Source organism: Pedobacter sp. (assembly GCF_037719805.1).
Lineage (GTDB): Bacteria > Bacteroidota > Bacteroidia > Sphingobacteriales > Sphingobacteriaceae > Pedobacter.
Map to the genome: position 1 here is coordinate 355,556 of NZ_JBBJLZ010000004.1, position 12,780 is coordinate 368,335.

The 12,780-nt window shown below is 40.4% G+C and carries 11 protein-coding genes; 7 read left to right on the forward strand and 4 right to left on the reverse strand.

What is annotated here, in order from left to right; translation table 11 throughout:
• Nucleotides 1–157 precede the first annotated feature (157 nt).
• Together WKF66_RS14765 and WKF66_RS14770 are read left to right on the forward strand one after the other, a co-directional pair.
• On the forward strand, nt 158–694 hold the full coding sequence (locus tag WKF66_RS14765) for a glycosyl-4,4'-diaponeurosporenoate acyltransferase CrtO family protein (RefSeq protein WP_489675237.1): 537 nt from the start codon (nt 158–160) through the stop codon (nt 692–694).
• A gap of 73 nt (nt 695–767) precedes the next feature.
• On the forward strand, nt 768–2,555 hold the full coding sequence (locus WKF66_RS14770; RefSeq protein ID WP_489675238.1) for a mechanosensitive ion channel family protein: 1,788 nt from the start codon (nt 768–770) through the stop codon (nt 2,553–2,555).
• A gap of 19 nt (nt 2,556–2,574) precedes the next feature.
• On the opposite strand, the gene WKF66_RS14775 is transcribed toward WKF66_RS14770, so the two are convergent.
• Nucleotides 2,575–2,955, reverse strand: a complete 381-nt coding sequence (locus tag WKF66_RS14775) for a hypothetical protein (protein ID WP_489675239.1) — start codon at nt 2,953–2,955, stop codon at nt 2,575–2,577.
• Nucleotides 2,956–3,054: 99 nt separating this feature from the next.
• On the opposite strand from WKF66_RS14775, the gene WKF66_RS14780 reads away from it, so the two are divergent.
• From WKF66_RS14780 to WKF66_RS14795, 4 genes are all read left to right on the forward strand, one after another.
• Complete coding sequence (locus tag WKF66_RS14780; protein ID WP_489675240.1) at nt 3,055–3,384, forward strand: ArsR/SmtB family transcription factor; 330 nt, start codon at nt 3,055–3,057, stop codon at nt 3,382–3,384.
• Between the two features lie 42 nt (nt 3,385–3,426).
• On the forward strand, nt 3,427–3,897 hold the full coding sequence (locus WKF66_RS14785; protein WP_489675241.1) for a DUF6428 family protein: 471 nt from the start codon (nt 3,427–3,429) through the stop codon (nt 3,895–3,897).
• A 100-nt stretch (nt 3,898–3,997) separates the two neighbouring features.
• Complete coding sequence (locus WKF66_RS14790; RefSeq protein ID WP_489675242.1) at nt 3,998–5,953, forward strand: sensor histidine kinase; 1,956 nt, start codon at nt 3,998–4,000, stop codon at nt 5,951–5,953.
• 77 nt (nt 5,954–6,030) lie between these two features.
• Nucleotides 6,031–7,218 carry a PAS domain-containing sensor histidine kinase gene (locus WKF66_RS14795; protein ID WP_489675243.1) on the forward strand — a complete coding sequence of 396 codons (1,188 nt, stop codon included), beginning with the start codon at nt 6,031–6,033 and terminating at the stop codon, nt 7,216–7,218.
• 19 nt (nt 7,219–7,237) lie between these two features.
• Here WKF66_RS14795 and WKF66_RS14800 read toward each other — a convergent pair whose 3' ends face one another.
• Both WKF66_RS14800 and WKF66_RS14805 read right to left on the reverse strand, forming a co-directional pair.
• Nucleotides 7,238–9,061 carry an ABC transporter ATP-binding protein gene (locus WKF66_RS14800; RefSeq protein ID WP_489675244.1) on the reverse strand — a complete coding sequence of 608 codons (1,824 nt, stop codon included), beginning with the start codon at nt 9,059–9,061 and terminating at the stop codon, nt 7,238–7,240.
• Nucleotides 9,062–9,507: 446 nt separating this feature from the next.
• On the reverse strand, nt 9,508–10,341 hold the full coding sequence (locus WKF66_RS14805; protein ID WP_489675245.1) for a helix-turn-helix domain-containing protein: 834 nt from the start codon (nt 10,339–10,341) through the stop codon (nt 9,508–9,510).
• Nucleotides 10,342–10,453: 112 nt separating this feature from the next.
• On the opposite strand from WKF66_RS14805, the gene map reads away from it, so the two are divergent.
• A complete protein-coding gene (map, locus tag WKF66_RS14810; protein ID WP_489675246.1) occupies nt 10,454–11,215 on the forward strand; it encodes a type I methionyl aminopeptidase in 762 nt (253 codons plus the stop codon).
• 24 nt (nt 11,216–11,239) lie between these two features.
• Here map and WKF66_RS14815 read toward each other — a convergent pair whose 3' ends face one another.
• On the reverse strand, nt 11,240–12,760 hold the full coding sequence (locus WKF66_RS14815; RefSeq protein ID WP_489675247.1) for a PA14 domain-containing protein: 1,521 nt from the start codon (nt 12,758–12,760) through the stop codon (nt 11,240–11,242).
• Nucleotides 12,761–12,780: the final 20 nt, after the last annotated feature.

The window sequence follows — 12,780 nt, forward strand, 5'->3', positions numbered from 1 at the left end:
GTTATAACTTAATAACGAAACGGAGTTAAGTCTGCTGATTAGTCTTAAAAACTATTCCTGAAAAGAATTAAGCAAGGCATTGAATCTGTGGCTTTTATTCACATTTTATTGTGTAAACACCCTAGTTTAACGACATTAGAATTTAATTGACAGAATTATGCGAAAGGTCCTAATTATAATTTTAATCGTAATCACTACCATTGCACTTACTTATTTCCTGATTCAAAAAATCGGAATGAAAGGTTTTGCATTTGCCTGGGCACTTAATTTTCTTTTAATGGCGGGTGTACTGACGTTTACAGAAACCCTTAAAAGTCCGCTTACGGCTGCATATTTCGACGCAAAACCCTGGGAGAACGGAGGAAAAATCTACCAATCATTTGGCATAAATATTTTTAGAAAGGTATTAGTTTGGATCGGCTGGGAAAGATTAAATAAAAAGTCTAATCCTGTTGAAAAAAATACCGAAGCGCTAATGCAACTCCACTACAAAACAAAACAATCTGAAATAGGACATTTAATTATTTTAATTATAGTTACCGCATTTACTGTTTTCGTAGCCACTGAATATGGTTTTAAGAACTCTTTATGGTTAATACTGCTGAACGTCCTATTTAATTTGTACCCTATTTTACTTCAACGATTCAATAGGCCCAGAATTGGTAGAGCCTTAAATATCGCAAAGCAGAGGTGATTTGTTTTAGAAACCTCCCGCCCGTATTTTTTAATTTAAATATCTTTGGCACAAAAATTACTAATTACATCATATGCGTTTTTCCGCCAAGCATTTATACGTATTTCTTACTTTTTGTTTACTAATCGGGCGTACAAGCGAAGCATCCGCCCAACTCATTCCTGGACTATCAGGCAAAAACGATACTACTCCCACAAGTGAGGTTCCTGACGACTCGTTAGGCAGGCGAGATCCAAGGGGAACCGTTAGCGGCTTTATTCATTCTGTTGCAGAGCAAAACTTTATAAGGGCAAGCCAGTATTTAAATCTAGAGAAAGGCCACCGGAGTGATAAAGAACGCCAAAGGATCGTAAAAGTGCTTCAGCGATTACTGGATCAGGGTGGCAATGTGATGCCTTATTCCTGGCTCAGCAATAAGACTGAAGGAAGAATAGACGATGAACTTCCTTTGGAACAAGACTTAGTGGGTACTGTCACTGCAAATGGTAAAGTAATAAATTTGTATGTAGAGACTACCGGTACTCCGGAAGCACCAATATGGAAAATCTCTAAAGAAACCGTTGAAGCTATCGCTGCAATAACAAGCGATGATGAGCTATTGGTAGACAGAGTGCTTCCAAAGTACTTAAAAGATAATTTATGGGGCGGAGTTGCAATCGGTCATTGGCTGGCTGTAGTCGTGTTATTTGTCTTGGCCTATTTAGTCTCATGGATAGTGACCTGGTTTATCAGCTTCATTCTTCGACTTTCCTGGCCAAAAGCAAGGACGGAAGAAGGTCTGGGTGTAATACAGGCGTTCACGCTGCCGATTAAGCTCTACTTAGCGGTATGGCTTTTTGTCGCAGTTTCACAACAGGTAGGCATCTCGATTATCGTCAGACAAAGGTTTAGTACCGTAACATTAGTTATTGGATTAGTTGCGTTTGTTATTCTATTGTTACGCCTTACTGATCAGATCAGCAGTTTCAGTAAAGGTAGAATGACGCAAAGAGGCCGGGTCTCAGCTGTATCTATCATCCTTTTTTTACGAAGGGCGATTAAGATTGCAGTTATTATTTTTGGTATCGTTGCCATTCTTAGTACAATCGGCTTTGATGTTACTGCTGGGATAGCCGCATTAGGAATCGGTGGTATTGCGCTGGCATTAGGTGCTCAAAAGACCGTAGAGAACTTTGTAGGAAGTGTTACTTTAATTGCTGACCAGCCAGTTCGGGTAGGTGATTTTTGTAAAGTGGGCGATACCACCGGAACCGTTGAGCAGATAGGAATGCGCTCCACAAAGATCAGAACGGGGGAACGGACAGTCATTACTATTCCAAATGGAGAGTTTTCTTCTACAAAGATTGAGAATTATGCCCATCGCGACCGTTTCTTATTTGCTCCGGTTATCGATCTTAGATATGAAACCACACCTGATCAAATCAGATACCTACTAGTGGAACTTAGAAGTATTTTATATGCCCATCCAATGGTTAGTCCAGATCCCGCGCGGGTTCGCTTTGCCGGCTTTGGGCAGTCCTCGTTAAAACTTGAAGTTTGGTCATATGTTATCGCCCCGGATTTTGACTTGTTTCTTGAGGTTAAAGAAGATTTGTTACTAAGAATGATGGACGTGATTGCAGCAAGCGGAAGCGACTTTGCGTTCCCATCACAAACACTTTATTTCGCTAAAGATAAGGGACTTCCGGAGGACAAATCGAGGGAAGCGGCCGAAAGAGTGAAAGTCTGGAAAGAAAATAATGAGTTGCAAATTCCGGCTTTTCACCCGGAGAAGATTGAAAGCATCAAAAACACCATCTCATACCCACCTGAAGGGTCAGTGCTTAACAAACCGAAGGATGAAAATGACCTACCTGACTAATACGTTGGTCAGGTAGCGCTTAACGAGGATTGCCAAACCGCTTAACAGAAATTTTTCCACGGGCGCGTTGCCGGCTCTCCTTATTCTGTTTGCTTCTGACCTTATCTTTCTTACTGAAGAGCTTCATAAATAACTGACTAAACCCGTTACTTTGGCTCCATTTCTTACTATTGCGTAATTTGACCGATCCAGGCAAAATAGAAACGCTAGGAATCAAAGAGTGTGTTCCATTAGGATTAACCAGTATATTACCGTTTAATATGGAATGCGTACCATCGGAGTTGACCACGACATTGCCAGTGATCAAAGAATGCGACCCGTCACTATTTACGATCACCTGAGCCATACCAGATTTAATAAACGCAAAGGATAGGAGTATAAAAATTAAGAGAGATCTCATAAAAAGTTTTATGGTGTTAATTGTGTTCCAATATACACGATTTATGCTTAATAAAATTGTTATTATTCCTATATAATCGTAATATTGCTATATAGAAATATGGGACTTACAAAGACAGAGATTTTTACAGCAGATCAGAATCGGCTTGCACAGCTGTTGAAGGCCATGGCTCATCCTGCTAGAATAGCAATTTTGCAAAGAATTCTGGCCTCTAACACTTGCATCTGTGGTGACTTGGTGGAGGAATTGGGACTCGCGCAGGCGACAATTTCACAGCATTTAAAAGAACTGAAAACTGCTGGAATTATACAAGGTACTATCGAAGGAGTGAGTGTTTGTTACTGCATCAATCCTGAGACCTGGAAATCAATGGAAACACAGATCACAGCTTTCCTGTCTGCGTTTAAAGAAGTAGCCGACTGCTGCTAGTTGTGCTTTAATAATTGTTCATTTAAATAGTAAATTATTATTATGAAATTATCTGAAATCAAAGAAATTTTAAGTCAGGCCGACAGCGTAAACTTCCAGTTAGAGGATGGTAAAGCGGTACCGGCACACTTCCATGTAACTGAAGTAGGTGTCGTTACCAAAGACTTTATTGATTGTGGTGGTACCGTTAGAAATGAAAAAGTAGCTAACTTCCAGCTATGGGATGCGAATGACTACGAACATCGTTTAAAGGCAACCAAGCTACTTAACATCATCGTATTATCAGAGAAAGTATTAGGGATGGAAGATTTGGAGATTGAAGTCGAATACCAGACTGAAACCATCGGAAAATACAGCCTTAGGTATGATGGAAACAACTTTGTGCTCGTGGCAAAAACGACCGCATGTCTTGCACCTGATAAATGTGGCATTCCCGAGGTGAAGAAAAAAATACAATTACAAAACTTTGCAGTTTCCGGCCCGGTATGTTCACCTGGTGGCGGTTGTTGCTAATGATGCTTGGGATATGTTCTCTCCAAGTAGTACCAATTATTTATAGTTACAATTAGGTGTTATAACAATAAATCGCACATCTTTCAGTAGCTTTAGAACGATGCGAATTCCCTTTGTTCAAACATTAGTTCTTTTACTGTTTTCATTTACGGCCTCTGCTGCCGAACCAGCAGTGATCTCGGCATCAAGTAACTATGAAAATATTGGTAAACGCATAAGCATTTTAAAAGATGAGCACAATGCGTTTTCAATAGAACAGGTGATCCGCATGGGAAATGAAGGGAAATTCGTACGCTCCTCTAAGGCCATTTTAAATCTCGGCAACTCGACTGCTGCTTTCTGGATCAAGATTCCGTATCAAAATCTGAGTGACCAGACGGCTTATTTGATTCTTGACGTACCTAATATTGACCATGTTGATTTTTATTCAAAAGATAACCAAGGCAGTTTAATCCACATACGCACTGGCAGCGTCTCTCGACCAAACAAAAACGTAATAGCGACGAATCATTACATATTCAATCTGTTTCCAACGCGGGTTGAAGAGCGCGGAAGAGATGTTTATCTGAAAGTACGTACTGATAACATTATGCTAATAGCTTTGAAGATCACTGATGCTAAAACACTGATAACCACCAGTAATTATAGGATCGGCTTTGAATCCATCTATACCGGCATTTTAATCATGCTCTTTATTTTAAATGTCTTCCTGTTTATAAGTGTGAAAGACAAAACGTACCTCTATTACTCACTATATATAGCTGCATTATTCGCTTATGTGGTCCTGTATCTAAGGGGTTACAGCTACATTCTGGGACCTGATGTTCGAGTATTTGTAAATCTATATCCTCACGTATTTGCTGCTATTGCAACCATTGCTGGTTGTTTTTTCTCCTGGGAATTTTTAGGGATCAAAGAGCGGGTCCCAAAGATGGTTCCGGTCTATAAATTGTTGATAGGTTTATGGATTGTGTTATTAGTAATCGCAATTTTTGGCGGAAAGTCTGTATTGGCCTTCTTAGTCAATTACCTTACGGTTGTAAACTGTGGAGTCGCATGGTATACAGGGCTTTGCGCTTACCGAAGCGGCTTGAAACCTGCTCTATATTACTTAATTGCCTGGTTTACTGTAGGGCTCTCCTTTATCATCATATTGCTTAGCTTAACCGGTATAATACCCTATTATGACCTTACTTACGAAATAGTGCCTATTAGCACTACTATCGAAATGTTGTTCCTGTCATTTGCACTGGGTGACAGGTTTAACCACATCCGTCAGGAAAAGAACCGGATAAAACAAGAAAACTTGATACTCGTCTTATCCCAAAATGAGAGACTAGAGTCACTTGTGGAAGAGCGCACCCGAAAACTATCCAAAGCAAATGCAGAAAAGGACAAACTGTTTTCGATAATTGCCCATGACCTTAGAAGCCCTTTCAATAGTCTGGTAAGCATTCTGGAACTGAATGACAACGATATGCTAGATTTCAAAGAGCTCAAGATGCTACTTGGTGAAACGAGGAAGAATGTTGATCACATTCATCTCAACCTCAATAATCTACTATACTGGGCCAAAGGACAGATGGATTTACCAGGCTCAAATCCTGAAGAATTTGACTTATTACCCTTGGTTGAAAAGCTGATACTCGTATACCAACCCCTGTCAATGAGCAAACAGGTGAAGCTGTTAACAAATGTTTCTGGGTCATGTCAGGTCTTTGCCGATGTCAATGAAATAAATCTGGTTCTGCGTAACCTCATCGATAACGCTATAAAATTCAGTCCGCAAAACAGTAGCGTCAGTATTGATATAAAAGAGCAGGCAAAGCAAGTGATGGTTAGCGTTTGTAACATTGCTCCTGAAAATTGCACTGAAGTTTTAGTGCTTCACTCAGAAGCATTTTTAAGTACTCCAGGGACCAATAATGAACAAGGAATTGGATTGGGCTTGCACCTTTGTCGCGAATACGTTCAATCGAATGGAGGAGAGCTCGTGGCCGTTGTAGAAGATGGTTACGTAACCATATCATTTTCCTTGCCTTGTAGTTTAGTATAGGATACTTCTGTTTTGTGATGGACTGCGGTTTTACTATATTGTGTCAAAGTATCCCTTTCAATCTAACCTATTGTTAAATGTTAAAAAAAATAATTTCCGCCGATGAAAAAAACATTCACCGATTAAAGGATAATATAAGTCGCCTAAAGCTGCAAGTTTCTGAACTTAAAGCTGCTGCAAAGAAGAGAGATCGTTCAGAGCGGGAACATACAAGTAGCCAGAATAAATTCAAAACCGTTTTCGAACAATCGTCTCTTGGTCATAAATTTATAGATGCCGATTTAAAGATTATAAAAGTAAATAAAGCTTTAATAAAATTGTTAGGATATAGTAGAAAGGAGCTTTTAGGAACCTGTATTATAGATATCGCGGTACCAGAATTTGTCGAACACTGGAAGGAATTACAGCATGAGCTTTGGGAAAAAAGAAAACCTTCGTTTAGCTTCGATACCTGCATCATCAAGAAGAATAAAAGCGTCATCTGGTGCCATATCACCTCTATCTTATTGGAAGCTGATGGCAATACACTTGGATATACAATTCTGGAGGATGTAACGGAAAGAAAAATGCTGGAAAATGATTTGAAAGACGCTACTCATAGGGAACGGCTGTTTGGGGAGCAGCTACTGGAAACTACTATCAACACACAAGAAAAAGAACGGTCTCGCATCGCAGAAGATTTGCATAATAGCTTGGGACAATTGTTATACGCTGTGCGTTTAAACTTAGATCATGTTAAATTAGGTAAAGAAGACCAGCATAAACAAAACGCGCTTAATATTAAAACCACTAAAGACTTACTAGTTGCGTGTATTAAGGAATGCAGGCGTATTTCGCATGATTTAATGCCCGCTGTGTTAGAAGATTTTGGATTAAAAGAGGCAGTTCAGGACATTTGCAACCAATTAGGCAGAACAATTACCTTCAAATGCGAGTTTAAAGGTCTTGAAAATAGACTTCCTAAATATCTCGAAATAGCCATATATCGTATAATTCAGGAATTGGCCACAAACCTGGTAAAGCATGCGGATGCAACTAAGGCATCTCTGAAGTTAGGAATCAGCGAAAAAAGTATTTCTGTGAGAGTCGAAGATAACGGAAAAGGCTTTAATACATCAAACATTAAAGAAGATGACGGTATTGGCATACAGTCCATAAAAACTAAGCTTCATTTGTTAAAAGGTGAATTAGAAATCGATTCCACTCCAGGTAAAGGTACGATAGTCAGTATACGACTTCCAAGTAAAGTTTCTGAACTTAACTAAACAATAAGGTGATTTGCTGCTATTGATAGCCCCTTGCCTGCAGCTCAAAAAGTTCTGAGTATTTGCCTTTTTTAGCTAGTAAGTCTTGATGAGTACCAAGCTCAAGCAGCTCTCCGTTCTGTAGAACGAGTATCCTATCGGCAAGTCGGGCTGTTGAAAAGCGGTGAGAGATCAAGACCGCAGATTTACCTTTAGTTAGCTCGGCAAAGCGTTGAAACACTTCAAATTCAGCCCTTGCATCAAGCGCAGCGGTGGGTTCATCTAAAATCAGGAGTTGGGCGTCTTTCATGTATGCCCTAGCAAGAGCAACTTTCTGCCATTCGCCGCCCGACAGTTCGACCCCGTTATTGAAGCGTCTGCCCAGCCATTGCTCATAATGACCTGGTAGTTTTATAGCGACAGAATCCGCCAGGCTTTCTTTTGCAGCCTTTTTAATCAATGGATCATTATCAATCTGACTAATGTTACCAACGGCAATGTTTTGCGAAAGGGTCATCTGATAACGCAGGTAGTCTTGAAAAATGATCCCCAGGTTGAAACGAAGATCTTCAATGGCATAAAGTTTAAGATCATGTCCATCCAAAAGTATCCGCCCTTCCGTTGGGTCGTACAAACGGGCAAGGAGTTTCACCAAAGTGGTTTTGCCAGCACCGTTCTCTCCTACCAGCGCAAGCTTCTCCCCTGGATGAAGCGTAAAATTGAGGTGCCGGTTTGCCCAGAATTCAGAATTATGGTATTTAAAGCCCACATTTTCAAAAACGAAACCTTGTTTAATAGGGTGCGGAAAAGGTAGTGGCTTCTCTGAGATGCTAATCTTTGGCTTGATCTCGAAAAACTCAAGAAAGTCGTTCAGGTAAATAGCTCCTTGAGATACCACCGTAAATCTGTTTAACATTGCCTCCATGAGCGTGCTTAACTGTCTAAAAGAACCAGCGAGGAAAGTGAGTGTTCCAATGGTAATGATCCCAGTGATTGTCTGGTGAATAATCAGTCCATAAGCTCCATAGTACCCAATAGTCCCTACAATAGAAAACATAAGCCCCCATATGGAACGGCTTACCGCTAGTTTGCTATTGTCATTATAGAACTTGTCAGAGATAATTTTAAACCTTGTGATGATAAAGTCCGACAAGCCAAAGATCTTTACCTCTTTAGCGGTTTCATCACTCGCGCCTAAAAAGCGTACATAGTCCAACTCACGTCGCTCCGGTGTCTGACTTCTTGTAAGCGCATAATTTTGTCCGTTGAAATGAGATTCACCTAAAAAAGAAGGAAGTATAGCAAGGACCAGCAACAAGATCAGCCATGGATTAAAAGCGATGACTCCTGCAAGTAGAAAAAGCATAGATACCAGATCCTGAATTTGGGTCATCACCTGAGTAAGCAGCGCACTACGACCTATAGTTTGTTGTCTTGCCCGTTCCAGTTTATCGTAAAACACAGAGTCTTCAAACTGTTCCAGATCGAGCTTTGCTGCATGCGCCATTATTCTTACTGAAGTATGATTTGAAAACAAGTCACCTAAAAGGCTATCTGTTAATATAATAGCGCGGTTTAAGCCGTCTGTAACTATCGCCAGGACGAGCTCTAACAACACCAGCTCCCACAATTCTTGCTGGCTTCCACCCTGGCGGTTTAGAAAAACGACCTCGTCTATGATTAATTTCCCAACATAAAGCAGTGCAATTGGCATTGCTGAACGAAAAATGCGTAAGCAGAAACTTAGAACTGTTTTGGACGGGCTGCTTGCCCAAACCAACCGAAACAGCGCCGGAAGGTTCTTCAAAGCGGAGAACCGGTCGGAAAAGGAAATGTCAGTAATTTCGTTTATACGTTTAGCCATTGGCTTTTGAGGTCTTGATTTTGAAGATCGCTAAATTAGCAACCTCAATTAAAAGTATTAACTGCAAAAGGTAATTTTTTGACGGTTAATCTATCTAAAAATTAAATAGTACCTTCACCGAAGTTGAAAATCTAAAGATGCTAGCCAGCAATTTTCAATCGATCTTTTCACGGGACCTGGGCCCAGCTATTAGTTAATTACTAGTTTACCCAGCTTGGTGTCTGTTAGGTCTAAGCTTGGTGTCAGCTAGGTGTCTGCTTTGACTCCGCACTTAAGCGCCACGTAGGTTTGACCTAACTCCGAGCCACTCAAAATCCTTCCTTACGTAGCTCATATAGAGGCCTGACTGCATGGTAGTTTTGTTACCTGAGGCTTACTGTTAAGCAGCAGCCAATTAGCGCATCAGTCGGGCTTGTAGTCAAACTAAAATTTGAATTTTAAATAAATCAAAAGTCTTTTTGAAGCTTTAAATACGCGGATGGAGTTTTCCCTGTATAGCCTTTAAAATCTTTAAGAAAGTGGTTTGCGTCATAATAACCATTGGTTATGGCTATACGCATCAGATCAACATCCGCAGTTCCTAGCAACTCCTGGTAGGCATTGATGAAACGCTGAAGCTGAATATACTCCTTAGGAAGTAGTCCAATGTTCTTTGTAAAGGTCCTTTCCAGCCATTTGTAGTTAACACCAGTATCATCGCTTACATTCCGTACACTAACATTTCCTCTGTTGCTATGAATGTATTTGAGCGATTTAGCTAAAACTTCAGGAGCAGCTACCTCTTTAAAAGACTTTTGAACATAGGTTTCTACCAAATCTATTTTATCAGTAATAGAGTCCAGCTTGAAAAATCTTTTCAGATCGAACTGATTATCCCTGGCGATTGCCTCAAAAGGAGCTATTGGAAGATTTCTAAAGTATGGAGCTGCCAATCCAAATAACTTATAAAAGGCACCTGGATGAAACCGAACAATAAAAATTTCATCAGTTGTATTGTTATAATTGACATAAACATTCTTGATTGATCCAGCACTTGCCCATGCAGCTTTTACTTTGTACGGAGCGGTGTACCCTGTTACTTCTACGATGTCATCGCAATTTTGCAAAAACACTAGCACAGGAAAGCCATCATTAAAAATGAGTTGTGAATTGTCTTTTGGTTCTCTTGAAAAGACATAAAATCCCTCAATGATAGCATCAAGGGCTTTCGAAGGACTGATTCTGAAGCCACCGGCATTAAATTTCCCTAACTGTATCTGCTTCAGATAATTTATCGGCATGGGGCAAATTTACACAGAATGTTTATGGAAGAATAATTAAAGCGTGTCTAATATTTACTATGGGGCAAGTTAAAATACCAATAGCTTTGGCATTAAGCTGAAATATACAGATATGGTAATTAAAACGGAAGAAGAACTTCAAGGTATGCAAAAAGTCAGTGAGGCAGTTGCGTTCACTTTACTAAAAATGAAAGAGTATACCCAGATAGGAATGTCGACCAAACAAATTGATGAATATGGGCGGCAAATCTTAGAGGAAATGGGCGCAAAGTCGGCCCCTTTCGAGACTTACAAATTCCCAGGATATGCCTGCATTAGTGTCAACCACGAGTTTGCCCATGGTGTACCATCCGACAAGATCATTCTTAAAAATGGAGACATCATTAACATCGATGTGTCTGCAGAACTAGGGGGTTTCTGGTCCGATAATGGCTGCTCGTTCATTGTGGGCGAAGATCTTCAGGATTTACAACACCTTGTAGACACCTCACATACGATATTACTTGAGGCAATTTCACAAATCAGTGGAGGCGTTAAAATTGCTGAAATAGGTAAATTGATAGAAACCATGGCCAGAAAATCAGGATATACTGTTATCCGGGATCTTGGTGGCCATGGTGTTGGAAGAAGTCTTCATGAAGAGCCTGATGCGATAATGAATTATTACGACCGTCGAGATACCTCGAGGCGATTCAGAAAAGACTCAGTAGTTGCCATTGAAACGTTTATTTCAACAAAGTCAACAAATATTCAGACTGAAGCTGATGGCTGGACTTTTACAGGTAGCAAAGGTGGGTTCGTGGCTCAGCACGAACACACCATTTTAATTACTTCCGGCAAACCAATTATTTTAACAGCTTCAAATGGAATATAAAAGTTAAAATGAAACGATTAGTATTTATCTTTTTGTGATGAGGATAGCCGGCAGCAAGGACGCATCTATCGGCGCACCCCATATATTTGCATCCCAGCCTTCTGGCTTAACACTGTTTGGCGAAAGCCATGCATTATTTTGATAATTCGTTTTGTTATAATACCTCACTCTATTGTTCGTGACCTTACAATCCGAAGTTTTCCATCCGCCAATATCATTCACATATAAACCAACATTAGTAAATGCTTGCTGGATGCCGTAGATAGCGTTGTTTACGACAGTAATGTGATGACCGCCGGCTATTGCCATTCCAAACTGACCAGGGTTCACTACAATATTATCTGAAGCATACAAATAACCACCACCGTTATCACCAAGCATAATACCACCACCACTTTCACTAGGACCACCACCACGTATCCAATTTCCTTTGATTACAATCGGACTAGCAGATGTTCCTTCACTTTGATACAGACTGATAGCATCTTCCGCATAACTTTGTCCAATGACATTTTCGCCGCGGTTGTTGCTGATGGAACTACCAGCCCCTTTAACGTTGTTGAATTGTACAAACTGGCCTCTTGGGAAAGGACCCTGCATATTCAAAAACTGGTTATTGTTTACAATGATTCCGCCCTGTGTATGATCGGCATACACCCCTGTACTTACTTTAGTAAAGTAGTTATCCTCGATGGTAATGTTCTTACAATTGTATAAGTAAATACCTACGTCGCTTGAATTAGAAAGCTTGTTTCCGATGATGCGGATATTGTAACAATTGTTAAGTTTAATTAATGGTGCAGACCCACCGCTGAGGGATTTACCACTAATAGTGATGTCATGTTTACCGTAAAGATCAATGGTAGGCGAAGACCCGTAGGTGGGATCAACTGTTTCCGTATAAGCTTCCAAACGATTACCAGGTATTGGTGATTCGACTGTTCCGTTAGGCAACGTCCATTGAACCGCTAGATTTCCTCCGCCCCCACCTTGTTTGTGAAGTACCTCAATATAATATTTTTGCCCTGCCTGCAATGTGATCTCTTTGGCTTTTTGTGAGGCGAATTTATTCCATTCTCTGGTATTGTTCCAGCTCAATGTATGCGCGATCTTCACTTTATTTGCTGGTTTCGCATCAGTAGAGAGCCATAACTCTCCCGAATCATCTGCAGATATCCAGAAAGTATAGTTTCCGGTAGTTGGGGGTGTTAAGAAACCCCGGATCCTTACTCCATAATTCTCTCCAATGTTAACTGGTCCTTCAAATGAGGATAGTTGGCTGGTAGCAGAAGGTGTGGTTCCTAATGGGACCTGGGCAACATCATTGCCGATGTTATTATTCCAAACCTCTCTTACAATGTTACCGGCGGCAAGAAGTTGGATATCAGCGGCACGATCATTAACTTCCATAAGGTCTAAAGGAAGATCGAGGGCTTGATTTTCACTCTGGTCCTTGTGACAAGAAGTGGATAGGATACTGGTTCCAATCGCAGCTAATAATAGACTGTAACGAAACTTTCGCGTGATTCTTAGGGGTATGTTCATTTCTTAGGGATTTTTACGCA

Excerpts from the sequence above, each read along its gene's own strand:
- WKF66_RS14785 (WP_489675241.1), top strand. The coding sequence starts at position 3,427 with ATGAAATTATCTGAAATCAAAGAAATTTTAAGTCAGGCCGACAGCGTA.
- WKF66_RS14800 (WP_489675244.1), bottom strand. The coding sequence starts at position 9,061 with ATGGCTAAACGTATAAACGAAATTACTGACATTTCCTTTTCCGACCGG.
- WKF66_RS14790 (WP_489675242.1), top strand. The coding sequence starts at position 3,998 with ATGCGAATTCCCTTTGTTCAAACATTAGTTCTTTTACTGTTTTCATTT.
- map (WP_489675246.1), top strand. The coding sequence starts at position 10,454 with ATGGTAATTAAAACGGAAGAAGAACTTCAAGGTATGCAAAAAGTCAGT.
- WKF66_RS14795 (WP_489675243.1), top strand. The coding sequence starts at position 6,031 with ATGTTAAAAAAAATAATTTCCGCCGATGAAAAAAACATTCACCGATTA.
- WKF66_RS14775 (WP_489675239.1), bottom strand. The coding sequence starts at position 2,955 with ATGAGATCTCTCTTAATTTTTATACTCCTATCCTTTGCGTTTATTAAA.
- WKF66_RS14765 (WP_489675237.1), top strand. The coding sequence starts at position 158 with ATGCGAAAGGTCCTAATTATAATTTTAATCGTAATCACTACCATTGCA.
- WKF66_RS14805 (WP_489675245.1), bottom strand. The coding sequence starts at position 10,341 with ATGCCGATAAATTATCTGAAGCAGATACAGTTAGGGAAATTTAATGCC.
- WKF66_RS14770 (WP_489675238.1), top strand. The coding sequence starts at position 768 with ATGCGTTTTTCCGCCAAGCATTTATACGTATTTCTTACTTTTTGTTTA.
- WKF66_RS14815 (WP_489675247.1), bottom strand. The coding sequence starts at position 12,760 with ATGAACATACCCCTAAGAATCACGCGAAAGTTTCGTTACAGTCTATTA.
- WKF66_RS14780 (WP_489675240.1), top strand. The coding sequence starts at position 3,055 with ATGGGACTTACAAAGACAGAGATTTTTACAGCAGATCAGAATCGGCTT.